This window comes from Paraburkholderia caffeinilytica (genome assembly GCF_003368325.1).
Lineage (GTDB): Bacteria > Pseudomonadota > Gammaproteobacteria > Burkholderiales > Burkholderiaceae > Paraburkholderia > Paraburkholderia caffeinilytica.
In genome coordinates, this window is sequence record NZ_CP031466.1 from 1,073,089 (window position 1) to 1,098,312 (window position 25,224).

Consider the following 25,224-nt stretch of genomic DNA (forward strand, 5'->3'; position numbering starts at 1 on the left):
GACATTCCCCGTTCTTGATCGGTCTTTTTTTTCGCGGCGCAGCCGTGTTGGCACGTCGGGAGCTTGCTCGACTTTTTATAGGTGAGCTTGACCGTGCGCAACAGTTTTTATTAAAAAGCACATCTTTTTTGAAAAAGTTGCGCGCCACTCCGACTTCTGTCTGCCTCTGGCGATCAATTGTTAATCGGGCACCGCTAGACGAAAGAGGCGGCAATAGACAAATCCAACCTACTGCTACCGCACCGCATCTCGACTCTACCGAACTGAGCCGGTCGCCATCCCGGCCAACTTGGGATATTCAACTGATCGGGCTGGATCGTCGTCTATTAATGTCTGGTGTCGCAACAAAGCACGCTTTTCATTCCAATGTTCAATTGCTGCTCTCGACAGCAAGTCTCGCTGCCAATCCGGCGAAAACTGACGCAAGCAGATATTGAGGGACCCGCGACTGACGGCGTTGGCTAGCCCACCGCCGGCTAAGTTGACTTGCGGAAAGTATGACAACACCGTTGACGACCAGTCCGATGAGGTTAAGCACCGTTGCGAGCGTCAAGATCTGAACGGCCACTGCTCCATCCTGCGGACGCACAAATTGTGGGAACAGTGCAAGGACGAACAACGCCATCTTCGGATTGAGAAGATTGGTTAGCAGGCCCTGCCTGAAAATCTTTCGAACGGGAAAACGAGCTTCGCTTCCTGCCGGTGTAGTCGGGATTGGGGACGCGCGAAAGGTCTTCCACGCAAGATAGAGCAGGTAGGTCGCGCCAGCGAACCGGACTACATCGTAAGCAATGGGAACAGCGAGAAACAGCTGGGACAGGCCAAACGCTGCCGCCATTGCGTGGCAGTAGGTTCCCGCCTGAATTCCGGCAAGCGATGCAAAGCCGGCAATCCGGGGGAGTGCACCAATTGTTGATAGTCACAATCCTGACACAACTCGCATCGGCTCATGACCACCGTTCGTTCGTGCTAGGATTCGCGATGCCTGACTGACATAACGAAAGCAGGTTTTGCCGCCCCCCGTAGTGAACTGCTAAAGACTCCACTCGAATAATGTACGCAGCTGCCTGGCCTCCTTCGAAAACGCACTGAAAGCCTGTGTCGATGCATTGATTGCATCCGGCTTGGCATTCGTCCCGGATCTGTTCTGAATAACAGCCCGGTGATGTCGCTCGAATCGACTTATCGCATCCAGATTCGTGCGACTGCATTTTCATGAGACCACAACATGCGTATTCTCAATACGATGGCGGCTCACGCCATCCCGCTTGTTCCCCGTTCGCTGATCCGTAAGATTTCCCGCCGCTATATCGCCGGCGAAACGCTTTGCGATGCGCGCATGCGCATCCACTCGCTCCACGCAGCAGGCTTCCGAACAACCGTCGATGTGTTGGGCGAGACCGCGTCGTCGTCCGATCAGGCAGAGTCGATGACTCGCGATTATCTCAATCTCGTCCAGGCGCTCGGCGAGCAAAATGAGCCCACCGAGCTGTCGATAAAATTGACCGCGCTGGGGTTGCATCTCGACGAAGACGCGTGCATGGCGCGAGTCTCGGTGATTCTGCGAGCCGCGGCATTGCACGGAATCAGTGCGTGCATCGACATGGAAGACATCCGTTGCACCCGGAAAACGCTCGACGCGTTCCTGAAGCTCGAAGCCGACGGATATCCAGTCGGGATCGCACTGCAAGCGTATTTGACGCGCACGAACGGTGACATCGTCCCATTGCAGGCACGTAAGAGCCGCATGCGCATCTGCAAGGGAATTTATGCAGAAGCAAACGAGCATCTTGTGGACGGTGCATCGAGGGATCGGGCAGCGATCAACGCGCACTTCGTTCGGCACGTTTCGAGCGCAATACAGGCGGGATCGTTCGTGGGCATTGCAACGCACGACGAACAATTAATCGATGTACTGACCAATTGGCTGCAATGCGAACGGATTGACCGCTCACGTTTCGAGTTTCAGATGTTGCTAGGCGTGTGCGAGCCGCAGCGTGATGCTTTGCTTGCACAAGGATTTGATGTCCGCGTCTATGTGCCGTACGGTCATGACTGGTATGGTTACAGCACCCGGCGAATCAGGGAGAATCCACGAATCGTCGGATATATCCTGGCGGCGATGATACGTAGCGCTTGGGCTCGCTAGCAGTTACAGCAGGCCCCTTGGATCGGGACCGACCTGATCGTTGGTTCCGGCTTGAATGGCTGCTTTCGAGAAATCCGGCCGGCGGCGGTTCGATCTGAGCCGGTCGTCATCCGGCTCAGGTCGGCCAACCCCGGTCGTTCGACACCGGTGCCTGAATCGTCGACAATCACTGCAATTCATTATGACGCTACTGCATTAGGACCACGGACAGTGAGTGATCGATGTTATTCGGTGTGAAATCTGAGTTTGCGATAGAGGCCATGATTGAACCCGGTCTGGTACTCCCATCCGCAGTCTACGGGAGGATGCGGGTGTGGTGCACACACACTCCGATAGGCGATTTCTCCGATCCTCGATGTTCTTTGTATCCGGCATATCTGGGTTTCAAGCAGCTTGCGGCGGCACTTCCGAATCTTTGGCTAAGTGATCTGGACGGCCTAACTGATGAACATCTAATGGATCGTCTGGATGGGTTGCTGTACGGGGCTCGAGGCGATCAAATGCTTGAAGATGACGGTCGGACCGTTGTGGAGTGTGAGCGCGATTGGGAAAAATATGGGATTTTCAATTTCTTGACAAACTGGGGAGAACAGTTCGACCGCGCGGGCAAGTCATTCATTTTTTGCCCGCCGGCAGAACCGGTAAAAGTACTTATTCGGCCACGCGACACCGACGGGGTTCTGTCTTTACATGCGTCGATGCCCGCCGTCACTGAGGCTATCCATATGTTCCTCCGGTGGTTTGAGGATTCAGCAGCGCTGCTTTCCAATCAAATCTCGACCTGACCTGCGGCAATCGACTATCCCTATCGGAGCGGCTGCATGGTTCTGAATGGCGGACGGCAGTCGGCCGTGTGCGTTTAGGCTTGTCCAACGCCTGCCCGCACGCGTCGTCGTGCGCTCACGCGGCAGCTGACAAGGGCAGGCGTCGAACAAACCTAAACGACCTGAGCCGGTCGGCATAGGCACGGGTACGGCCAGTTTCAGACGTTCGACATTGGGATGAAGATCGTCGGCAATCTGGCACCACGGTCGAATGTCAGATGCAGAGAGAGGGGCCGCCGATTCGCTGCATCACGTTGCGCAACGCCGCATGGGCGCTATCAAGCGGCTGGCTTCCGTTGCGCGCGAGGTTCACCGCTGGCGCCATCCAGGGATGAGCGTATGCAACAACGGTTGCGCCTGCTTCATATGCTTCATTCGCCGATGCCGCGATGGCAGCGAAGCATTCGTCGATGTTGTCACTTTTGAAAAGCGCCCACACCCGCGCAATATGGGTGACGTCCACTGACCTAACGGTGTCGCTCGCGTGCCGTTCGAAAAGTTTTCTGGTCGGCTCGACGGCAGCCTCGACCGCACACAACACGGTGATTTTGCCCCCAACTTTGCCAGCCGCAGCGGCCAACGCGACATCTGCTCTCACAATGGGAACTGGCGTGCTTTCAAGTTCTTCGACAGCCGGCCCAAGCGTAGCGCAAGTCAGGATGACGGCATCCGCGTGGGCCGCCAAAGCCAGAAGACAACGCTTTGTCTCCTCCTTCAAGGCGGCCGAAAACGTCCCCGCATCCTGGACAGCCTCACGAAGATCGGACCGGACTTCATGGCGGAGGTTGTCGACCCGCAAGCCAAGCGTTTTGGCCGCGTCGTCAAATACGCGTTTGTTCCCATCGACCGTGTGCAAAAACGATATACGCATTAGCTGTCTCCTTCGTTAGATTGCTCGCGTCGGTTTCTTCGCTTCCGTGCCTGTGATGGAGACCGGTGAAGCACAGGCATTGTTTCAACGCCGGCGCCGTCTAACAAGGCAACCTGTTCTACCGGTATGTTTGATACCTCCCTCCACAAATGGTCTCCATCACTCGCAGACAAAGAGAGTATCAATGGCCGCTTCTGGTATATGCCAGAGTCCGCTCAGGTTCGTGTGCAGCCTTTTCACGAGGCAGCACGCGCCCAGGATGAAACATCCGACGCTCACGACCAGATTCACAACAATCATCGGCACACACGCGCGGCCAAACTTTAGCCCAATCAATCGACCACTATTCCCGCGCGAGCATCAAGTCCAAATTCTGAACCGCAGCGCCGGATGCACCCTTGCCGAGATTATCGAAAACCGCGGATAGCAGCACGTGCCCGTGCGTCATGTTGGGAAATACGCTCAAGCGCATGTCGTTCGTACCGTTCAGCACTTGAGGATCCAGCTGCTTCAAGACGCACGACTCCTGTAGCGGCAAGACATGAACGTGAGCCGCCCCGGCATAGTGCCGCGCGAGGCATGCGTGCAACGCGGCGCCATCCACATCGGGCGCCAGTAGCCGCAACGCCAAGGGCACGGTCAGCACGATGCCCTGGCGAAACGCACCATACGCAGGCACGAAGATGGGCCGTTGCGCGAGCCCGGCGTGCTGCTGGATCTCCGGGGTGTGCTTATGCGCGAGTTCCAGTCCATAGACCTGATAGGCAGGCGCGTTGACGGCACCTTGCCGCTCATGTTCCTCCACGCCGGCACGTCCGCGTCCCGAGTAGCCGGACACCGCGTGAATGCTGATCGGATAGCTGTCTGGTATCAGCCCGGCCTGGAGCAGGGGACGCAGCACGCCAATCGCACCGGTCGGATAGCAACCAGGATTGGTGACCCGACGTGCGTTTGCGATACGTTCCGCCTGTCCCGGAGCCATCTCCGGAAAACCGTATGTCCAGTCTGGCTGCGTGCGGTGGGCGGAACTTGCGTCGATAACCCTGACTGCAGGATTGACGATGGTATCCACCGCCTCTCGCGCGGCGTTATCGGGTAGACAGAGGATGGCGATGTCGCAGGCGTTGATGGCCTCGGCGCGACGCTTCGGATCCTTGCGTTCCGCGGCGGGAAGCGTAAATAGCTTCAGGTCGCTTCGGTCGCGAAGCCGTTCATGGATTTGCAACCCGGTGGTGCCTTGGTCGCCGTCGATGAAAACAACAGGAGAGCTCATGCGCGAAATACTCCAGTGACAGGGTCATGACAAGTAAAGCGAGCCCCTATCTTCCGCGCACGGCTAGAATAACAAAAGTTGAATTTCACAACGCTAACATTCAGCTTTTCTGAATCTGGACACCGACATGCGAGAGATCAGCCTGGACCGCTTGCGCACCCTGGTCGCTATTGCCGACCGTGGCTCATTCGCCGACGCGGCGCGTGCGCTGCACCTGGCGCCGCCAACGGTCAGCCTGCACATCGCTGAACTGGAAGAGCGCATTGGGGCTCCACTCCTGTCACGGAAGCGCGGACACGTCCGGCCGTCGGCGATAGGCGAGTTGCTGGTAGAGCGCGCGCGTCGCCTGCTGGCTGACGCGGAGCAGGCGTTGGACGACGTTCATCGCCAGGTGCAAGGGCTCGCCGGGCGCGTGCGGCTCGGGGCATCGACCGGTGCGATCGCGCACCTGTTGCCGCAAGCGCTCGAGGTGCTGCGCCAGCACCATCCCGCTATCGACATTCAGGTTGCGGTTCTCACTTCGCATGAAACGCTAACCCGGCTGGCCGATGGAACGCTGGATGTCGGGCTGGTCGCGCTGCCTCAGTCCCCGGTAGCTGGACTCGTCATCAAGCCCTGGCGTCGCGACCCCGTCATGGCCTTCGTGCCGGCACATTGGCGGTGTCCGGCTCGTGTCACGCCGGAGTGGCTCGCTGCTCAGCCGCTCATTCTCAATGACACCACCACGCGTCTCTCGCGTCTGACCGCGGAGTGGTTTGCGACTGGCGGTCACCATCCTGCACCGCGCATTCAGCTCAACTACAACGACGCGATCAAGAGTCTGGTCGCGGCAGGTTACGGCGCGGCACTGCTGCCTCATGAGGCCACGACGCCATTGCCCGACGAGCGCATTGCCATGCGTCCGCTGCGCCCTGCGTTGTGGCGTCGCCTTGGCGTTGCTCATCGTGCGGGGTACGTCGAGCGTTCCACCCAACACGTACTCGATGTGTTGTGGGATTTCCGATTGGCTTAGGCGTTGCCGTTTGCCGCCTCGGTTCGTGCTCGCTGAATTGCCATGGTTGTTCGGCATCCAGGCTTTCGCCTGGGTTATACCCGGAAACACTACCCTGGGCCCTTAAGGACGTGCTAGAAATAGTCGATAACCCGTAAGCGCGAGTGAAGTTCCGGTCCTGAGATTGGAGAATCCCACGCGGTCTGTCGCACGGAATTCCGAGGTGAAGGTATGGAAAAAAAAGTGCTCGTTGCGGTAGCCGCTGCGCTTGTGTCTTCGGTGGGCGCGCTGCATCCCGAATCCGCCCGTGCCGCTGATGCTGCAGCCTCGGCCTTCGAAGACTCGACCGTCGACGCCTCTCTCGACCCCGGCGAAAAACGCGTCTCCTCCGACGCCGACATTCAGGCGCGCCTGGCAGACCTGCGTTATGCGTATTTCATCGGCTATAACGCGCGCGCCAGGGAAGACTCGAAATCCTATGCGACGTTGGGCGACGAGGTGAAGCATCGGCAAAAGCAGCCTGCCGCGCCGGCCATGCCCGCCTCGCCGAAGCCGGTTGCCGAGCGGGTGGCACCCCCAAGGCGGGTTGTAGCGCAAGCCGCGCCGCCGAAGCACGTAACCGCGCCGGTCGCATCGCCGAAGCGGGATGCCGCTGCGCGAGCCGCGCCGGTGAGGCAGGTCGTCGTGCAGGCCGCCCCTGTGCCGCTGAAGCACGGCCCGGCGCAAGTCGCGTCTGCGCCGCCGAGGCGGGTTTCTGCACCGGTGGTCGTCGCGTCGTTGAAGCAGGCTTCACTGCGGGTTACACCGCCTAAGCGGGCTGAAACGCAGCCCGTGCCTCTGAAGCAGGTTCCTGCTCGGACTACGCCGCCGAAGCTGTTTGCCACCGAGTCCGAGCCTCCCATACTGATCCCGACGCAAGCCGTGACGGCATTGCCGCATGATGACGAAGCGCAAGTGACGCCGAGGCGCGATTTGCAGAACGCTCAGCGGGCGGCGCCGCAATATCGGCAGGCCGATGAGGAGCCGCAATACGCGGCGGAGCAGGGGACTCAAGCGGCTTACAATCGGCAAGCTCGGCAATATCAGAATCAGTGGCCCCAACAATCCCGGCAGCCTCAGCAATACGCAGCGGCGCCGGCCTATAACCAGACGTCAACAGAGTTTCAGGAGTCAGGCGGGTACGCCAGGCGGGACTACGCGCCGCCGCCTCGAACTGTTCAGGCTAACCAATACGCGCCGGCTCCGTATCCGCCCGCTCGGTACCAACCGGTTGACGCGCAGTCCGCCTATGTCCCTCGGCCGCCCGCTCAAGCGGCGGCGCAGCAGGTCATCATGGTGGGCCGCCCGCCTGCCTATCCGGCATACAACGAGATGTACACGCCGCCTGAACTGCGGCGGCCGTACCCCGCCGGTTACGGCAATCCGGGGCAGCCTGCCGGATATCAGGGATGGGAGTAGGCGCAGTCACTCGCATGGACCACTGGGCGCGCTGACTCGCGTATGCAACGGGCCGTTACAGGCGGCTTTCGTTAGAATGTGTTTGCGATCCTTATATTCGTCCAAAACCGGAGACAAACATGCCTGGCTTACTTCCCGATGTCGACCGCGAGGGACTGCTCGAATATTCAGTCGTCTACACCGACCGATCAATCAATCATATGTCGCAGCTCTTTCAAGGAGTCATGCGTGATATTTCCGGTTCTCTGAAGAAGGTCTACAACGCGAAGTCGGCCGTTGTCGTGCCGGGCAGCGGGACGTTTGGCATGGAAGCGGTTGCCCGGCAGTTCGCGACGGGCAAGAAGTGTCTTGTCATCCGGAATGGCTGGTTCAGTTTCCGCTGGTCGCAGATTTTCGACATGGGCGGCATTCCGTCTGAATCGATCGTGCTGAAGGCGCGCCCGGTCGAACAAGGGAGACAGGCTGCCTATGCACCGCCGCCGATCGAAGACGTGGTCGCTGCGATCAGGGAACACAAGCCGGATCTGGTCTTTGCGCCGCATGTCGAAACCGCATCCGGGATCATGCTGCCGGACGCTTATTTGCGCGCGGTGGCCGACGCTGTGCATGCCGTCGACGGCATGTTTGTACTGGATTGCATTGCCTCCGGCACGGTGTGGGTCGACATGAAGGCGAGCGGCGTTGACGTTCTGATCAGCGCGCCGCAAAAGGGATGGAGCGCGTCACCGTGCTGCGGGCTGGTCATGCTTAGCCCGCTTGCCCGCGAAAGAATCGACGCAACAACCAGCACCAGTTTTGCTTGTGATCTTCGCAAATGGCTGCAGATCATGGAAGCCTACGAGAACGGTGGGTTCGCGTACCACGCAACGATGCCCACGGACGGTCTCGCGACGTTGCGTGACGTCATGAAGGAGACCGAGGCATACGGCTTCGATAAGGTGAGAGTAGAGCAGCTTGAACTCGGCAAGCGTGTTCGGTCACTTCTTGTGGAGAAGGGTTTTAAAAGCGTGGCGGCGGAGGGTTTTGAGGCGCCGGGGGTTGTTGTCAGTTACACGGATGATGACGGAATACGGTCCGGTAAGAAGTTCGCTGATGCCGGCTTGCAGATCGCGCCTGGTGTTCCGCTTCAATGCGACGAGCCTGAGGATTTTAAAACCTTCCGTATTGGGTTATTCGGCTTGGATAAGCTGCATGATGTTGAAGGTGCGGTGGGTAGGCTTGCGAAGGCGCTGGATAGTGTTCTTTAGGGTGGTTTTTGTTTTTGAGGGGGATGTCTGCGCGCATCGAATTGCATCAACGACTCTACACTGAAACGGTCGGGAATCGCATGCAGACTGGTGCCACGATAGCCGGTGGCCTGCTGCGTCAGAACAAACTCCTCAAGAGGAGGGCAGGCGGGGAGGGGGACTGCGATTTTGAAGCCGCCGGAATTACCCGGGCCCGTAAGGCAGGCCAGCAGCCACCTTAGTCCCGCACCTCGCAGTCGGATCGCGACCGGCCCGTCATGGGCCGGTAAAACGAGTCGGGAGCCGCCGCGTACTTCCGGGTTCGGCGACCTACGGTCAGTTGATGCCGCTAAGCTATGTAGATCGTTGGTCTCTTCCAATATTCTTACAGGCGCGTCTTGGTTTTATTGCTGTTTGGGGCAGTCTGGCCGCCATGCTACGATCCTCGAAATGCATACACGGAGGTTAATATGTCCCGCGAGTCCGAATGGATCGAGGCCATCCTTCAAGGCGAATTTCCGGATGATGTTGAATTCCAGGAGGGCAGTCGTCCGAACCACGTCGTCGTTAACTGGGTAGTCGTTGGGCCTGATGACGCGCCGCGACGCAACGCTCCATTCGTCGTCGTCGTAGATACGGAAGCGATCGACCGATACGACTCAAGTAATGGCGTAGAGCAGGCGAGAATCGAGGCCCGGATACGCGAGATAGTCGGGCATCTTCGCCGGCGCTACGATCCGAATGGTCCCGTCGATGTTGCTACCCCGTTCGTCGTTCAGATTGACGAAGGCGATCTCTAACAATTGTCGAGCGCGAAGAGACTAGTCAAATGCAAGTATGGGGGAAGCCGCCGGAGTTCTGGGACGCAGCATCTGTTTGGTTGATATGGATCGCCGCCATTTGTGGCGCCGTGGCTGCAATCTCGGGGCTCCTCGGGGCAATCGTTAGCAGAGAAGTAGCCGCCGTCACTCAGCGGGAATCGGATGAGCGTATCGCTTCAGCGAACGCATTGGCGGCAAAATCAAATGAGTCGGCTGCAACTGCGGTGCTCAAGTTGGAGCAGCTCCGTGCACAGGTCGGACCGCGGCAGTTCAATCGTGCCGCTTTTCTAGAGGCGCTCCGGGGCGAAACCGTGGGCAGCGTTCAGATTGTCTATCTACGAAACGACCCCGAGTGTTTCGACGTCGCACAGCAGGTTTGGCACCTCTTAGAAGATGCGGGCTGGCAAGTCACGCCACCTTCCCCGATCTTCGACGGTAGGAACAACCAACCTGCCGCAATGAACGTTGACGGCCAGCCCGCTGGACTGACGGTCGTGGCCGCGATTCAGTCGCCGGCGGAAGCGGACGCGGAGCTACTTCGCGCAAATAGCCAAGCTTGGGTGCACACGCCGTTTACAACCCTGACGTATGCGATTGAGCGCGGCATTGGCAGGGTTGCGACGCACATTAACGGCCCGAACCGTCCTGAGCCTGGCACACTACGTGTGGTGGTGGCGCCTCGCTAGAACCCGCGTAGCAGACAATGGCCGTTCGGACTCGAAGCAGGCCGTTGAAACCACTCGGCGTCGAAGAACCGCCCTAGGTCGTCTCATACTTTTTGCATGAAACGCGCGCCCTAGGCGATCCCAGCGCTCGGGTGAGGGGCGCGGTACGGGCATGAACGGTCCTTTGCAAGCTGTTTGCCAGCATCCGCTTACGAGGTGCGGATTCAACCGGTCGATGCGACACACTAAAGACTGCGCAAGCGGCAGGAGTGTCGCAGGTGACGCCAAGAAGCCGACGAGGCTTTTCTGAGTTGCCGGGTGCCGCGCTATACTTACCGCGGCGGCTCTCAACCGACCGAGGGCACAGGACCATTCGCTGTTTTGGCTCAGCAGAAATCATTGAACAGGTCGCACATGCTGATCACCCGACTAAGACTAAAAAACTGGCGCAATTTCAAGCATCTTGACGTGCCTCTGAGAAGTCGTACATATGTAATCGGTGCCAACGCCTCTGGAAAATCAAATCTGCTCGATGTCTTTCGTTTTCTTCGAGATATCTGTAAACCCGCGGGCGGTGGGCTGCAAAAAGCTATCGAGGACCGGGGCGGCTTGACGAAGTTGCGGTGCTTGCAAGCGCGGACAGACAACGAAGTTGAAATACACGTAGCTATTTCGGAGGATGCAGACTCGGATCCTGTATGGGAATACACGCTCGCGTTCAAACCCGAGGGAAAGGGCCTGCATCGCATCCTGATTACGCGAGAAATTGTGAAGCGCGAGGGCCGGACGACCCCAGTTCTTGATCGCCCAGATAATAAAGATAAAGGGGACTCACTACGACTAACCCAGACGGCTATCGAGCAAATCAATTCAAATAGTGGTTTCCGGGACGTCGCCGATTTTTTCCGTGAAACCACTTATCTTCATTTGGTGCCACAACTGCTCAAGCATACCGAGATTGGCGCGCGCATAGTGGAGGGCGACCCATTCGGGCAGGGTCTGTTGCAGCGCATTGCCAAGACGCCACAAAAAACGCGTGATGCACGTCTGCGTCGGATACAACAGTCTCTGGAGAGGGCGGTACCGCAATTCAATCAACTCAAGTTCGAACAAGACAAAGTCACCGGTCTGCCGCACTTGATGGCGTCTTACCAACATTGGCGCACCCACGGTGCATGGCAGCGTGAGGATCAGTTCTCGGATGGTACGTTGCGGCTACTCGGGCTTCTTTGGATGCTACAAGAGAGCAATTCGCTGCTGCTATTGGAAGAGCCGGAGCTTTCCCTGAATGACGCGATCGTGGCTCATATCCCGTTGATGATCGATCGCGTGCTACGAAAACAAAAGGCGTTTGGGCGGCAAGTGATTATCACGACCCACAGTGAGGCACTGTTGCGCAACCCCTTAGACGGCAGGGCAATTCTTTTGCTCGAACCGGCGAGTGACGGCACCGTCGCGCGAGTGGCAAACGAAACCGAACTTCAGTTGATGTCATCGGGACTGTCTCCTGCGGAAATTTTGTTGCCCAAGACACATCCGCAAGGAATCGATCAGCTTGGGTTGTTCGCATGACCGGGACCGTTTTCGTCGTAGGCGAGGACGAATTGTGCTGTGCCATCGCTGACGCCCTGATTGCACATAGTGGCATAGCCGCAGACATCCAGCAGAGAATCGTCGCCGGAGGAGCGGGCCCCTTCAAGCAAAAAATTCTGGCGATGAACAATGTCGCAAGAAATGTGATGCCTGTGTTAATGATCGCCGATGCGGACCAAGCACCATGCGTGGTGACGCAGCGCAATTCGTGGCTTCCTCGGGATGTCAGCCAAAGACTTTCTATGCGACTGGCCGTGAAGGAGGCCGAGGCATGGGTCCTTGCGGACCATATCGGGTTCTCAAAATTTGCCGTAGTTAGCAAAGACTTGTTTCCAGGGAACCCAGAGATGGAGCCCGACCCAAAACAAGCGCTACTCGCCCTCGTCAAGAAGAGCAAACGGAGAGAGTTGCGTGACGAGATGCTGCCTGGGAAAGGGGCTACATCGCCGGTTGGCCTAGGCTACAACATTCACATGACAGAGTTCGTGAAAAACCACTGGAATGTCGGTCGGGCCGTCGATCGAGCGCCAAGTTTAGCCCGGGCAATTCCAAGAGTCGCCGCTCTACTGCAGGATGTTGCAGAAAGGTGAGTCGTTAAACGACGGCCTAGGGCCGCGAGTATGTAGTCACGGAACATGGAGCCGGGCGCGGATGGCTATCGGTTGAACGGGAGCGGCCTGGCGGAAAAGCCAGTCTTGGCTACGAGCATTCGTTTGAGGTTGCTTAGCGGACGTTTTCAACCACGGAACAACAGACCGCTCCGGGGCGACTTCAATCCTCCGCGTTCTCGGAGAGCAGTCATCGGCCGGTTGCGATCAGATGGAAGCCCGGCGTCCGCTAAGACCGATGAACCGTCATGAACCACCAAGTTCGGACACCGGCGAAGCCCAGATACGCCTGTGCACTGACTGTCAACGCAGAGACCAACCACCCGCGTCCTCTGCCTCCTCCGAATTCACGACAACCCGCCAAGCGCCGCCGATGCCTGCCGAAACTTTATCCAATCGGCCAAACGCAAACACTTAGCCCGCCTGGTTGAACGCTACGCGGTTGCATTGACTTATAATCACCAAGCCATCGGGAAACACCCGGCGGCCAGGTGTGGAAGCCTGAAGATACAAACCGCACACCCGCTCACGCGGGTCGTGCGTCTACCTCTGCACGTCTATATTCCAATGGGCGGGCTGTGGTGGGGGAGCCGCAAGGCTCGCCGGTTTGTTTGTATCCCGGTCTTCCAAACCCGCCATGTGCCCGCTCACCCGCCATCCAAGCAAGCGAGTGTCGGGCGATCCAGGAAGTACCAGGGAGGTCGCACCATGAGCAACAAATCTACAAAACAATCTCAACCCGCTTCACGCCCGCCAGTCGACGCGCTCCAGTACGAAAAACTTGCATTGCAGACCTTCGACCTGTGCAACCGGCACTTGAGCCAACTCAACACATTGATCACGCTTGCGTCCTCAATGTGTAGGAATCCTGCCATCACGAGCGACGAAAGACGACGTCAGCAAACCATGCTCGAACTGCTCGTCGACACCGCAGAGCAATATCATCGGGAGCTCGAATGTGACCGTGAGTTATACCAGGTGATCGCGCTCGATGCGAAGGGCATCCCTCAAAGCCGCATCACCGCGAATCGTGCCGCGCGCCTTCTTGCAGAGGCCTCACAAATAGCGACGACGGAAACACCCGCAGCCACAGAGCCAGCCCAGCACAAACGAGTATCAGCCGAACCCGCGACGAGCGAGGAAGAAGACGCGGACCAACAACCCTCTCCCGTGCAACATTAACCATCGAGAAGGCGGACGGCTTCGGTTGATCGACTGCCGTCCAAGGCTCAACCGCCCGAAAGCGGGCGGCTTTCCCATCACCATCACCCTCAGCAGATAGTGCAAAGACACGGGTTAAGACAGAAGCAGGAATAGGCTTACTGTCCCACGAGCGGCGCAGCGTCGCCGGCATGAGCGGCGTCGTCGACTCCATGATCTCCCTTAGCCACCGTCAACCCCATCTGCCCTTGCTCACGCGCAAGACTCAGCCGGAACTGCTTGCACCCCAACCACAACAACCCAGCAGCCAGCAGCGTGGCAACAAGATTAACAACCGACATCGAGTCGCCAACCGCTTTCGGCGAACCGAACACCTTGTCGGTCAGCAACGCGACGAGCGTCGTGCCGATGCCAAGCGCGATGAGATTGGACACCAGCAGAAACACCGCTGAAATCTGCGCACGCATTTGATTCGGCGCAAGCGTCTGCATCGCCGCAGTCGAAGTGGGCATCGGAAACGACGCAAAGAACATCGCCACAACCAGCAGCGCAAGCGACCCGTTCAGACTATCGACCTGTGTAAAAGCAACCGCCGGCACCAGCATCCCAACCGCGCCGATGAACCCCGCGAGCATCGGCCCGTCCGTGCGGCCCTTCTTCATGAGCCAGTCGTTGAGCCACCCTCCGCAGAACACGCCAACGGTATTCGCCACCAGCAGAATCGTGCCGAGCGTGTAGCCCGCTTCAGCAGGCGTGAGCCCGAAGTGGCGGATATAGAACGCAGGTGTCCAGCTCATCAGGCAGAACAGCGTCATCGCATAGAACGAGAAGCCGAGGTAATGGCAGGCGAACGTCTTGCCATGCGTACCGATGAAGCGCAGCGAATCGCCCATCGACACGCGCTTGGCGTGACCGGCGCCATCCCGCACGAGTCCTCGGCGCGCCGGATCGCGCACGGTGAGGATAAACAGCAACGCGACGAGAAAGCCCGGCAATCCGACGATAAAGAACGTGAGCTGCCACGAACGCACGTCGCCGAGAAGCGGCACACTGATCGTCGTCATCTGCTTGAGCAAATGGATCACGTATCCGCCAATCAGGAATGCCATGCCGCCGCCGATGAATGAACCCAGCGAATACACGCCCACCGCGCGCCCCAGTTTTTCCTTCGGAAAGTAGTCGCTCAACATCGAATACGTTCCAGGCGACAGCGCGGCTTCGCCCACGCCGACACTCATGCGGGAGAGGAACATATGAATGAAGTTCTGACTGATGCCGCAGGCCGCGGTGGCGAAACTCCATAACGCAATGCCCGTCGCGATGATGCGAGGGCGGGCGAAGCGGTCGGCGAGATAGGCGAGCGGCATGCCCATCACCGCATAGAAGAGCGAAAACGCGAAGCCTTGCAGCAGGCTGAACTGCGTATCGGTCAGATGCAGATCCTTCTTGATCGGCTCGATCATCAGCGCGAGAACCTGCCGGTCGACAAAGGAAAACACATACGCGAGCATGCAGATCAGGACCACGTACCACTCGTACGTATAGCGCCTGCTCGCAGGGTTGCTGCTCATTGATACGGCCATGCCGATTCTCCTGTACCAGGTATTCGAAAAAGCGAAAAAGTTGCGATGAGATCGCGATGAAGTTGGACAACACAGCACGGCGCTTGAGGCCGGCACCGTATGAGACAGATTCGCCATACGGGGTCCGGAAATGCAGCGTATGTAAACAAATTTCCGAAACATATACGCAAGGCCTGCGCATGGATGGCGACCTTCCCCTAGGTCACTAAAGCTTTCCCCAGGGGGCGGCCGCAAAGGCGTGTCCCATAAGGCGCGAGAGGCCGCCGTGCGGCGCGTGGCGCACGTCATTCGCGCTGTCTATAAGTGTTATATGTGTGCATTCATCGACGCTCGAAATTGGTGTTCCTAGACTCGCCTCGTTTTCCGCTGCATCGAACGAAAGGCTTTGGGAACAGCGGGGAACACGAGCGTCGCGACGGCAAATCCGCGCGGCAGATTGAACCAGACTCTCGCCGGGACTAATGGAATGAGCAAACGGATGTGGTGCGTGACGCTGCTGAGCCTCGCAGCGGCGCCCGCGCTTGCGCAATCGAGCGTGACTTTGTACGGACGGATCGACACGTCGATCGAATACGCGAATTTCGGCCCTAAACACGTGGTGCGGATGGGCAGCGGCGATATCTTCGCGTCGCAATTCGGCTTGAAGGGCAGTGAGGATATTGGGGGCGGCTATCGTGCGATCTTCAAGCTCGAAAACGGCTTCAACTCGACTAACGGCACGCTCGGCAACAACGGCGCGCTGTTCGGACGCGAGGCGTGGGTCGGACTCTCGGGTCCATTTGGCGCGATGCAGGCCGGCGTTAACTACACGGTGCTGCATACGTCGTTCGTGACTTACAGCCTGCCGGGAGACGGCGCGGGGCTTGCATGGGGCAATGCGGCGAATAACTTCGTCGGCCCCGCGTTTCTTCGCGTGAACAACTCGATACGCTATTCCTCTCCGCGTATAGGCGGTGTGCTGGTGAGGGCAATCGCCGCGCGCGGCGGGAACGGCGCATCGAACCTGCCGTCGACGCTGGGCGACACGTACGGCGCGTCGCTCAACTACGTCAACGGCAATCTGTCGATCGACGCCGACTATATGCAGCAGACCTTTAGTCCGGTGAGCGCGGCGGCACTGAACGCGAGCAGTCCGACCGCAGCGGGCAATTACGCGCTTGGCGCGATCTCGTACGATTTCGGCTTCGTCAAACCGGCTTTCATCTATTTACGTCATCGCGGCGGGCCGGACGTCGCGACGAGCGTGAACGCCGCCAGTTCGAACCCGCACAACGATCTGTTCGAACTCGACGCCACCGTGCCGGTTGGCCGCGCGCTGGTATTGCTGAGCTACGGCCATTACCGGAAAGTGGCCGACAGCGAAGGCAATGCGGATTCGTTCGGCGTGCGCTGCGACTATCCGCTTTCGAAGCGCACCGTGCTTTATACGGGCGCGGCGATGATCCGCAACGGCGCGCACGCGAACTTCACGGTCAACGGCGCGGCGGGTGGCGGCGTGTCGGTGGCGAAGGCTGGCGCGACCGCCAGCTCGGTGGTGGCCGGCATCATGACCGCCTTCTAGGCGGCGGGTCGACCGGACCCGCTGATGAACCGGCGCGTCGGTTTCTGACGCGTTCAGGCGCTGCGCACGCCTTCCGGATTGAGATCGAGCGGCGCGCCGAGCCAGCTGTCGAACGGCTCACGGGCGCCGATCCGGAACAGTTCCATGAGCAGGCCGCGCAGCCAGCGGTGGCCGGGATCGGCATCGAAACGGCGATGCCAGTAGGCGTTCACGGGCCACGTGAGCGCATCGTCGATCTCGAACACGACCGATTCGCCGAGCGTGGAGAACGCGCGCGCAACGGTGCGCGGCAGGATCAGCGCGTAATCGCAACGGCTCAGGATGGCCGGCACCACCATGAAGTTCGGCACCGCAATCCGCACGCGCGAGGTGAGCCCATGGCGTTCGAGCAATTCGATCGATTGCGGATGCGAAGTCACCGCAATGAAGTGCAACCCCGCGGGCACATTCGCATTCAGGGTATAACCTTCCCGCAGGTCGAATTGCTCCGCCACGCGCCGCGCCATCAGCATCACATAACGCTCCTGCAGCAGTTCGCTATGGTGAAAGTGGCTCGATGCGTGCGGGAAGTGCCCGAGCGCAAAGTCGATGCGGCCCGATTCGAGCGCGACGTTGAACTGGCTCTCGTCGATATGATGGGTTTCGATCACCACACCGGGCGCACGCATATCGAGTTCGCGCATCAACGTCGGCAGAAACGCGCTTTCGGCGAAGTCGCTCATATGCAGCCGGAACACGCGGCGCGACGTGGCCGCGCGGAACTGTGCGCCTTCATCGAGCATGTCCTGCAGGATGTGCAGCACGCGATCGATTGAAATCGCGAGGCGCTGCGCGCGCGGCGTCGCTTCGACACCGCCGGGCGTGCGCACGAACAGCGCGTCGCGAAACACGAGCCGCAGGCGGGCCAGCGCGTGGCTCACGGAAGGCTGCGTGATACCCAGCCGCACCGCCGCGCGGCCGACATTTTTCTCGATGTACACCGCGTGAAATGCCTTCAGCAGGTTCAGGTCGAGGTCCTGCACGCGTGGAGCGCCGGCGGCCTCCGTCAGGGGCGGCTGGTCGTGTTCGTGCGGAACGGAGCCGGTGGATTCAGTGGGATCGGTCTGCATGGAGAGTCAGTTGCACACCCTGCGTTTCGCGGTGGCCGACGGCAGGCAACCAAAGCGCCGCGCGTACGCCTTGGCGAAATGTCCAAAGCTGTGCACGCCATGCTCGATGAAAATATCGGTCACCGAGCGCTCGGGCTGCGTCTGGAGTGCGCGGTGCACGGCCTCGAGCCGCCGTTCGCGGATATAGCTCCCGGGCGACGTATTGAGGAACTGGCTGAAGCCGTTCTGCAACGTGCGCGTCGAAACACCGGCTGCGCGCGCCAACGCGTCCATCCGCAGCGGCTCGTCGAGGTGGGCGTCGATATAGTCGCGTGCGCGGCGCACATGGACTGGCAGCGGCACCGAGGAAGCGCGCGCCAGCGTCGCGCTGTACGAATGCGGCAACTGGCTGAGCAGAACGGTCATCAGCCACTGCGTGAGATCGCGGCCGAAGATCCGCTCTTGCGCGGGCTCGTCGAACTGGTCGCACAGATTGCACAGGTAGCGCAGCGTCGACAGGAAAACCGTGGTGCCTGTGTGCGCGCTGTCGAAAGCGAGATCGAACACGAGCGGTTGTTTGACGCTGTCGTTCAGCATCTCGGCAAGCTTGACCTCGAGCGCCTGCCGGTCGATCCGCAATAGCAGGTTGCGGCATTCGCGATCCGTGACGATGCGGCTCATCCGCGCGGGCGACGACACGCTCAGGCTCCCGGCCCGCAGCGAAACGCGTTCGCCACCCGATTCCAGCGCGCATTGGCCGCTCAGCGTGGTGCGAAACAGGTAGTGATTGCCGATGTCGCCGGCGTCGATGTGGGTTTCGCTGCCGTAGTGGAGTTCGAGGAGCATCGCCTGATGGAGCGCGACGCCGTATAGCTCGGCGTTGAGCGGGCCACGGTGGGCGACTTCCATTTTGTGCGGGCACAGCACCTGTGACACTTCCCGCTCGATGTCCTCGCGGGCATGCGATGCGATCAAACGGTTACGGTTTCGGCGTGAAATCGCGATTTCCATTCATGGGCCTCGAAACGGGGAGCGTGAAGCGGGGAGCGCGCTCATCATGCGGTGGCCATTTTTTTCGCGCAAGAACGGATCGACCCGGATAGCGCGATGACTCACCAGGCGCGCGACGGCGCCCTCATTGAGTTGCCGGATTTGAATGCGGCTTGCGCGGCGTGAAGCGTCCAGGTGCCGGCGACCCCGTAGTCTGACGATCATCGAACAAGGAGATGTGTGATGAATGTCAGCGTACTGGGCGGGGGCCACGGCTGCTATGCGGCCGTGATCGACATGCTGGAAAAAGGCCATAAGGTGACATGGTGGCGCCGCGATACGGTCGCAGCAGCCCGGCTGCGCGAACTCGGCGCGCTCAAGGTCAAGGACTTTCGCGGCGAGCGGCGGGTGCCGATCGGCGCGCAGCCGGGCGCGATCCGCGTCGTCGACGACCTCGCGCAAGCGGTGGAGGGCGCACGGCTCATCGTGATCCCGCTGCCTTCCACGACGCACGAAGCGCTGGCGGCGCAACTGGCACCCTTTCTCGCCGACCGTCAGGTGGTGTTCCTGCCGCCCGGCACTTTCGGCAGCTATGTGTTCGCGAGGGCGATGCACGAGGCGGGCAACACGCGCGAGGTGGCGTTCGCGGAGACCGGCACGCTGCCGTACCTCGCGCGCAAACATGGCGAAGACAATGTGGTGGTGAGCGCGTACGCCACGCGCCTGCCGAGCGGCGTTTTTCCCGCACGGCTTTCGACGTGGGCGGTTCCGGTGCTGCAGGAGGCGTATCCATCGGTTGAACCGATCGAGGACGCGTTGAGCGGCGCGCTGATGAACGCGGGACCGGTGATCCACCCGCCATTGATCATGATGAACGCCGGACCGCTCGAGCACTTCGACGCGTGGGACATCCACAACGAAGGCACGCAGCCGTCGATCCGCCGCGTGACGAGTGCGCTTGACGCCGAGCGTATGGCGGTACGCGAGGCCCTCGGCTACGGCGCGCCGCATTTTCCGCTTGCGGACCACTACGCGAGCGAGGGCGACGAGTGGATGTATGGCCGCGGCGCGCATGGCAAGCTGACCGATAGCGGCGACTGGCGCGAAGACATCGATCTGAAAACGCACCGCTATATGCTCGAAGATACGCGGCTCGGTTTGTCGTTTCTGGTTTCGGCGGGACGCTGGGCCGGAGTGCCGACGCCCATCGCCGAAGGTCTGCTGCACATAGCGAGTGCGGTGTCGGAGCGCGACCTGTATGGCGAAGGCCGCACGTTCGAGCGACTGGGCCTCGCGTCGCTTTCGCGTGAGGCGATGACGGCCTTGCTCGAACGGGGCTTTGATCAATGAGCGCCGCCGTCGAAATCCAGCACGTTCATATCCTCGGTGCGGGGCGAATGGGGCAAGGCATTGCGCTGGCGTTTGCTTATGCAGGCTTGCGCGCGACGCTGATCGACTTCAAGGAGCGCGACCCGGCAGCCCATAGCGCCTTTGCGGTGGCCGCGCGTGGCGAGATCGCGAGGCAGTTGCAGACGCAGGTGGTGGTCGGCCGCATTACCGAGGCGCAGGCAGCGGAGACGATGGCGCGCATCGTCATCGTGGATCGCGAGGGCGCGCGAGAAGGGCTTGCTGAAGGCGAGATCGTATTCGAGGCCGTGCCGGAAGTGATGGAGGCCAAACAGGCCGCGTTCGCCTGGCTAGGTGAGCACGCCGGGGCCGACGTGTTGTTTGCCTCGACTACCTCGACGTTTCTCGTGACCGAGCTTCAGCAGGTGGTCGTGCATCCCGGGCGACTTCTCAACGCGCACTGGCTCAACCCGGCTCACCTGATGCCGCTCGTCGAGATCAGCCGCAGCGACATCACGGCCGGAGAAACCGTGGAGCGCGTGGTCGCCTTGCTGCGCCGGGTGGGCAAGGTGCCGGTGGTGTGCGCGCCGTCGGCGGGATACATCGTGCCGCGCATCCAGGCGCTGGCGATGAACGAGGCCGCGCGCATGGTCGAGGAGGGCGTGGCCAGCGCGGAAGACATCGATACGGCTATTCGTACCGGTTTCGGTCTGCGGTTTTCCGTGCTGGGCCTGCTCGAATTTATCGACTGGGGCGGCTGCGACATTCTCTACTATGCGTCGCACTATCTGGCGCGGGCGATCGATCCGCGCTTCCTGCCCGCCGCGATCGTCAGCGACAACATGCGGGAAGGCCGCGATGGCCTGCGCGATGCGCGTGGCTTCTACGATTACGCGGATGTCGACGTGCCGGCGTATCTGCACAAACGGCTCGGTGAATTCAGCCGCTTGCTGGACAGCACGGGGCTCGCGCCGGTGTTCAACGCCGCGTTGAAAAGCTGAACGAAGTTTGTGTCGTGGCGAGCGATGCCATGCGGACGCCGGTCCGAATCAGAGCGTCGCCCGGTTGTCCGGATTGGTAGCGGTGATGTATCGCCCCGGCGTCGTTCCCATGGCCCGGCGAAACATGTCGATAAACGCGCTGACGTTGTCGTACCCGAGTTCAAGCGCCATCGTCGTGACGGGCAGGCCGTCCGCGACAAGCTCGAGCGCGCGAAGCAGGCGCGCCTGCTGACGCCATTGCGCGAACGTCAAGCCGGTCTCCGCCACGAAACGGCGGCTCAGCGTACGCGGCGCGACACCGGCCCACGTGGCCCATTCCTCGAGGCGGCGGTTGTCCGACAGATCGCCGGCCAACGCGTCCGTGATCCGCACGAGTCTTGGATCTTCGGGGCGCGGGAGACCTAACGCTTCCTCTTTTGCCGCGACAAGTTCGTCGAGGATGACGTCCGCAATGCGCGTCCTAGCCTCGTCGAGTTCGACGCCCGCCCAGGTCGCGGCGCGCCGCACGGCCTCGCGTAACAACGGGGCCGTTCTGATCGCGCGAGGCTCCCGCGGTAACGGTGCACACCTTTCCTCAGCGATAAACACGCTCCACCCTGAGAACGGGCCAAAAGAACGGATGGAGTGGACGCAATGCGGCGGAATCCAGATCGCATGGATCGCGGGCACGACCCAATGCTGCTTGTCGAGTCCGACCGAAACGAGGCCGCTCAGCGCGCCCATGAGCTGTCCGCGCGCATGGCTATGCGACGGCGTCTCGCGCGCTTCGCTTTGTGTCAGCTCGACCGCGGCGAGGTACGGACCGTCTGGCGAGGTCACGAGATCGGGACGAATGAGGTAAGAAGGCATGGCCGGAACACCGTATGGAATGGCCTTTATACCGGAGACGGGCCGTCTTTGCACCACTACACTGATTTCGTTCTTATTACGAAAGGAGTGCAACGCCATGCGAGCAGACCAGGTTCTTCCCGATCACATCAATCAGGCCGACTTCAACGGCACGACGGTCAGGAAGGGCACCGTCGCGGCTTTCCTCGCCAATGCGCGCATCTGGACCGATGCGGGCGCCAGCGAAGCGGCACGCGCGCAGGCCGAGGCCGACATCGTCGAGGCGCTGCCCGCGTTGCGCGCGCTCGCGGTCTTCGATGTGTTCGAGATCCGCGATGTGTCGCTGCGCAAGTGGGTCGACGCGCGTTGATCGGGACGCCGGTTTAATTTTATCTGCGAGGAATCGTCATGAAAGCTGCAGTTGTCAAAGGTGCGGGGCAGCCCCCCGTTTATGAAAACTTCGACCACCCCGAAGCACTGGCTGGTCATCATCTGATCGACGTCGCTGCGTCGGCGTTAAGCCAGGTTACCCGCAGCAGGGCATCGGGCGCGCATTACTCGTCGTCGGACGCCTTCCCGTTCGTGGCGGGTGTCGATGGCGCCGGGCGTCTCGAAGACGGCCAGCGTGTCTACTTCTTCGCGCCGCACGCCCCGTTCGGCGCGCTCGCGGAACGCAGCCTCGTGCCCGTGACAAACTGCATTCCGCTACCCGATGCGCTCGACGACATTACGGCTGCGGCCATTGCGATTCCCGGCATGTCGTCGTGGGCGGCGCTCACCGAACGGGCGCGATTCGTTCAAGGCGAGACGGTGCTGGTCAACGGCGCAACGGGCGCCTCCGGACGACTTGCCGTTCAGATCGCGAAGTATCTCGGCGCCGGAAAAATCATCGCGACAGGTCGCAATCCGGCCGGTCTCGAATCGCTCAAACGTGTCGGCGCCGATATCACGATTTCGCTGGAGCAGGACGAAAACAGCCTGAGCAGGGCCTTCGAATCGCATTTTCATCAAGGGGTGGACGTCGTACTGGATTACTTGTGGGGACCCAGCGCACGGTCGTTGTTGATCGCCGCGGCAAAGGCGTCGGCCGGAGCTTATCCCGTTCGCTTTGTCCAGATCGGCTCGATTGGCGGCGCCGATATCCAGTTGCCGGGAGCCGTGCTGCGCGCGACCGCGATCACGCTGTTGGGCAGCGGAATCGGCAGCGTTGCTTTGCCTCGCCTCCTGCATGCGGTAAAAGAGGTGCTCAATGCAGCCGTACCCGCAGGACTTCAGATCGCAACAGAGGCCGTGCCGCTTGCGGACCTGAACCTGCATTGGGGAGGCAGCGATAGCCTTGCCCGCACTGTCTTCACGCTCGGTTCGCACGAATGAGTGCAGGCCCCTCGCGATAAAGGCAACTCGCCGCCGCTTCCGCGCCCTGGTTCCCGAAGCAGACTACACTTGCCGTTAGCAAGGCGGGCTACGGGCCGCGGTGACCGCGACGACAGCGGTGACCGTGGTGGCCGTGGTGACCGCAGTGACAAAAAGGGAGACAGCATGGACCTGTTCATGTCGATGGAAGCGTTCGTGCGGGCGGCGGAAGCGCAGAGCTTTGCCGGTGCCGCGCGCCAACTGGGCGTCGCCAAATCGGTGGTGACCTCGCGCGTCAAGCAGCTCGAGGACCATTTCGGCGTGCCGCTCTTTCATCGTTCCACGCGGGCGGTGCGCCTGTCGGAACTCGGCGAGACGTACTACCGCGAGTGCGCCGAACTGGTCAACAAAGTCCACGATCTGTCCGGACGCTCGCGCGGCGATCCGCAGGCGCTCGCCGGCACGCTCAATATTCACGTTCTGCCGGGCTTCGCGCTGGGGCATTTTTCGCAAACACTGATCGAATTCCGCGCCGCTTACCCACGCGTCGAGTTCGTCGTGACCGTCAACGACCGGGTGATCGATCCGGTGCAGGAAGGCTTCGATCTGGCCTTGCAGATCTATCCGCCCGCTTCCAACCTGCTGGTGGAGCGTCGTTTGTTTCCCGTGCGTGGCGTGCTGTGCGCGGCGCCCGGCTATCTGAAGGAAGAGCCGGTGATCGAGACACCGCTCGACCTGCTGCGGCACGATTTTGCCCGTTATTCGTACTATCCGTGGGGCGACAAGTGGCCGCTGATGCGCGGCAACGAGTGCTTTGAAATCGCGCTGAATCCGGTGCTGAAAACCAATAGCGTGCATCTGCTGCTCGAGTTCGCGCGGGCCGGTGCGGGTGTCGTCTATCTGCCGACGATGGTTGCCGCGGCTGATCTGCTCGAACGGCGCCTTGAACGCGTGCTGCCGGAGTACGCGGCGCCGCCGCTGTGGCTCTCGGCGGTCTATCCCGCCTCGCATCGCTCGACCACCAAGGTCAAGGCTTTCGTCGACTTCCTGCGCGCCCGCTATCTGCGCGAACCGCAGTGGGACAGGGCGCTGGGCATTGCGCCGCCGGACGACGAGACGAAGAGCGTCGGCGAGGAGTTGGCCGAAGACTGAGCGCCACCGGAGGCCGCCCCGGGTTCTCCACCAGGTAGTTTCCCTGGCGCGATTTTGAAGTACCCATGGTTCGCGTTTCCCGACCCTCGGAACATTGCTGTTGCGCCTGCCGCCACTTAATCTTCGATCCAAGCAACGCATTCGCGGATTCGTAGATAACTGGAGGAAGACATGCAACAGACCTGGTTCGGCAGCCTGGACAATTTCCGCAAAGGCTCCATCGAAATCATCAAGGGCAAACCGGAGCACTACGCGATGTCGAATGTGTTCGACGTGGCGAGCCGCGCAGAGCCCTACGAAAAAGTCGTCGTTGGCAAGAATCTCAAGTACGTGATCGAGACGCTGCGTGCGGAAGGCTCGTCGCCGTGGTTTGCTGCGTCGCACGACGAATTCGCGGTCGTGCTCGACGGCGAGATCGACGTCTATTTCATCAAACCCTCGCACGGCCCATTGGTCGACGCGCAGACCGAAGGCAGCGTGCGGCTCGACGGTCAGCCGTCGGGCCAGTCGATGGGTTATGTGCGGCTGCGTCGCGGCCACCAGGCGCTGCTGCCCGCGGGCGCCGCGTATCGCTTCGAAGCGAGGACAAAGGGCGTGCTGCTCGTGCAGACGATCCTCGGGCGCTATTCGGTCGAGAAGTGGGCCGACATCTGCATCCACTGATTCCCTCTACACGATCGA

24 protein-coding genes and 1 pseudogene are annotated in these 25,224 nt (G+C 60.6%); 18 read left to right on the forward strand and 7 right to left on the reverse strand.

Going from position 1 to position 25,224, the window contains the following annotated elements; genetic code table 11:
- Positions 1–14: 14 nt before the first annotated feature.
- Positions 15–437: a hypothetical protein gene (locus DSC91_RS37355; protein ID WP_162831338.1), complete on the forward strand. Its 423-nt coding sequence runs from the start codon at positions 15–17 to the stop codon at positions 435–437.
- Here the strand turns inward: DSC91_RS37355 and DSC91_RS04850 are convergent.
- Positions 371–895, reverse strand: a pseudogene (locus DSC91_RS04850) (LysE family translocator); the annotation flags it as partial. The gene DSC91_RS37355 and the pseudogene DSC91_RS04850 sit on opposite strands and share 67 nt — an antisense overlap.
- Before the next feature lie 333 nt (positions 896–1,228).
- On the opposite strand from DSC91_RS04850, the gene DSC91_RS04855 reads away from it, so the two are divergent.
- Together DSC91_RS04855 and DSC91_RS37360 are read left to right on the forward strand one after the other, a co-directional pair.
- Positions 1,229–2,149 (forward strand): proline dehydrogenase family protein, encoded by a 921-nt coding sequence (locus tag DSC91_RS04855; protein ID WP_115777079.1) that lies wholly within the window; start codon positions 1,229–1,231, stop codon positions 2,147–2,149.
- Between the two features lie 455 nt (positions 2,150–2,604).
- A complete protein-coding gene (locus DSC91_RS37360) occupies positions 2,605–2,934 on the forward strand; it encodes a hypothetical protein (protein WP_162831339.1) in 330 nt (109 codons plus the stop codon).
- Positions 2,935–3,187: 253 nt separating this feature from the next.
- Here the strand turns inward: DSC91_RS37360 and DSC91_RS04865 are convergent, their stop codons facing one another.
- Positions 3,188–3,844 (reverse strand): aspartate/glutamate racemase family protein, encoded by a 657-nt coding sequence (locus DSC91_RS04865; protein ID WP_115777081.1) that lies wholly within the window; start codon positions 3,842–3,844, stop codon positions 3,188–3,190.
- Between the two features lie 343 nt (positions 3,845–4,187).
- Positions 4,188–5,117 carry an N-acetyl-gamma-glutamyl-phosphate reductase gene (gene argC, locus DSC91_RS04870; RefSeq protein ID WP_115777082.1) on the reverse strand — a complete coding sequence of 310 codons (930 nt, stop codon included), beginning with the start codon at positions 5,115–5,117 and terminating at the stop codon, positions 4,188–4,190.
- A gap of 127 nt (positions 5,118–5,244) precedes the next feature.
- Here argC and DSC91_RS04875 point away from each other — a divergent pair, with 127 nt between their 5' ends.
- From DSC91_RS04875 to DSC91_RS04915, 8 genes are all read left to right on the forward strand, one after another.
- Positions 5,245–6,129: a LysR family transcriptional regulator gene (locus DSC91_RS04875; protein ID WP_115777083.1), complete on the forward strand. Its 885-nt coding sequence runs from the start codon at positions 5,245–5,247 to the stop codon at positions 6,127–6,129.
- 210 nt (positions 6,130–6,339) lie between these two features.
- The gene (locus DSC91_RS04880; RefSeq protein WP_115777084.1) at positions 6,340–7,566 is read left to right on the forward strand and encodes a hypothetical protein; all 1,227 of its coding nucleotides are present in this window, start codon (positions 6,340–6,342) and stop codon (positions 7,564–7,566) included.
- Positions 7,567–7,685: 119 nt separating this feature from the next.
- Positions 7,686–8,813 (forward strand): aminotransferase class V-fold PLP-dependent enzyme, encoded by a 1,128-nt coding sequence (locus DSC91_RS04885; protein ID WP_115777085.1) that lies wholly within the window; start codon positions 7,686–7,688, stop codon positions 8,811–8,813.
- Positions 8,814–9,262: 449 nt separating this feature from the next.
- Positions 9,263–9,592: a hypothetical protein gene (locus tag DSC91_RS04895; protein WP_115777087.1), complete on the forward strand. Its 330-nt coding sequence runs from the start codon at positions 9,263–9,265 to the stop codon at positions 9,590–9,592.
- Between the two features lie 29 nt (positions 9,593–9,621).
- Positions 9,622–10,299, forward strand: coding sequence for a hypothetical protein (locus DSC91_RS04900; RefSeq protein ID WP_115777088.1), 678 nt, complete (start codon positions 9,622–9,624; stop codon positions 10,297–10,299).
- 393 nt (positions 10,300–10,692) lie between these two features.
- Entirely contained in the window at positions 10,693–11,850 is a 1,158-nt protein-coding gene (locus DSC91_RS04905) for an AAA family ATPase (protein WP_115777089.1), read from the forward strand.
- Positions 11,847–12,461 (forward strand): hypothetical protein, encoded by a 615-nt coding sequence (locus tag DSC91_RS04910; RefSeq protein WP_115777090.1) that lies wholly within the window; start codon positions 11,847–11,849, stop codon positions 12,459–12,461. Before DSC91_RS04905 ends, DSC91_RS04910 begins: the two co-directional genes overlap by 4 nt.
- Before the next feature lie 726 nt (positions 12,462–13,187).
- Positions 13,188–13,661, forward strand: a complete 474-nt coding sequence (locus DSC91_RS04915) for a hypothetical protein (protein ID WP_115777091.1) — start codon at positions 13,188–13,190, stop codon at positions 13,659–13,661.
- Positions 13,662–13,798: 137 nt separating this feature from the next.
- Here DSC91_RS04915 and DSC91_RS04920 read toward each other — a convergent pair whose 3' ends face one another.
- Positions 13,799–15,223, reverse strand: coding sequence for a spinster family MFS transporter (locus DSC91_RS04920; protein ID WP_115777092.1), 1,425 nt, complete (start codon positions 15,221–15,223; stop codon positions 13,799–13,801).
- Between the two features lie 466 nt (positions 15,224–15,689).
- On the opposite strand from DSC91_RS04920, the gene DSC91_RS04925 reads away from it, so the two are divergent.
- Positions 15,690–16,784 (forward strand): porin, encoded by a 1,095-nt coding sequence (locus tag DSC91_RS04925; RefSeq protein WP_115777093.1) that lies wholly within the window; start codon positions 15,690–15,692, stop codon positions 16,782–16,784.
- A gap of 53 nt (positions 16,785–16,837) precedes the next feature.
- Here the strand turns inward: DSC91_RS04925 and DSC91_RS04930 are convergent, their stop codons facing one another.
- Entirely contained in the window at positions 16,838–17,893 is a 1,056-nt protein-coding gene (locus DSC91_RS04930) for a LysR family transcriptional regulator (protein ID WP_115777094.1), read from the reverse strand.
- A gap of 6 nt (positions 17,894–17,899) precedes the next feature.
- On the reverse strand, positions 17,900–18,883 hold the full coding sequence (locus DSC91_RS04935) for an AraC family transcriptional regulator (RefSeq protein ID WP_115777095.1): 984 nt from the start codon (positions 18,881–18,883) through the stop codon (positions 17,900–17,902).
- 222 nt (positions 18,884–19,105) lie between these two features.
- Here DSC91_RS04935 and DSC91_RS04940 point away from each other — a divergent pair, with 222 nt between their 5' ends.
- Positions 19,106–20,212 (forward strand): NAD/NADP-dependent octopine/nopaline dehydrogenase family protein, encoded by a 1,107-nt coding sequence (locus DSC91_RS04940; protein WP_115777096.1) that lies wholly within the window; start codon positions 19,106–19,108, stop codon positions 20,210–20,212.
- Positions 20,209–21,210: a 3-hydroxybutyryl-CoA dehydrogenase gene (locus DSC91_RS04945; protein WP_115777097.1), complete on the forward strand. Its 1,002-nt coding sequence runs from the start codon at positions 20,209–20,211 to the stop codon at positions 21,208–21,210. Before DSC91_RS04940 ends, DSC91_RS04945 begins: the two co-directional genes overlap by 4 nt.
- A 48-nt stretch (positions 21,211–21,258) precedes the next feature.
- On the opposite strand, the gene DSC91_RS04950 is transcribed toward DSC91_RS04945, so the two are convergent.
- Complete coding sequence (locus DSC91_RS04950) at positions 21,259–22,059, reverse strand: AraC family transcriptional regulator (RefSeq protein WP_115777098.1); 801 nt, start codon at positions 22,057–22,059, stop codon at positions 21,259–21,261.
- 97 nt (positions 22,060–22,156) lie between these two features.
- Between DSC91_RS04950 and DSC91_RS04955 the strand changes: the two genes are divergently transcribed.
- The 4 genes from DSC91_RS04955 (at position 22,157) to DSC91_RS04970 (ending at position 25,206) form a co-directional block, all read left to right on the forward strand.
- Complete coding sequence (locus tag DSC91_RS04955) at positions 22,157–22,408, forward strand: hypothetical protein (RefSeq protein WP_115777099.1); 252 nt, start codon at positions 22,157–22,159, stop codon at positions 22,406–22,408.
- Between the two features lie 38 nt (positions 22,409–22,446).
- The gene (locus tag DSC91_RS04960; protein WP_115777100.1) at positions 22,447–23,412 is read left to right on the forward strand and encodes a quinone oxidoreductase family protein; all 966 of its coding nucleotides are present in this window, start codon (positions 22,447–22,449) and stop codon (positions 23,410–23,412) included.
- A gap of 165 nt (positions 23,413–23,577) precedes the next feature.
- Entirely contained in the window at positions 23,578–24,543 is a 966-nt protein-coding gene (locus DSC91_RS04965) for a LysR family transcriptional regulator (RefSeq protein WP_115777101.1), read from the forward strand.
- A 171-nt stretch (positions 24,544–24,714) separates the two neighbouring features.
- Positions 24,715–25,206 (forward strand): cupin domain-containing protein, encoded by a 492-nt coding sequence (locus DSC91_RS04970; protein ID WP_115777102.1) that lies wholly within the window; start codon positions 24,715–24,717, stop codon positions 25,204–25,206.
- Positions 25,207–25,224 lie beyond the last annotated feature (18 nt).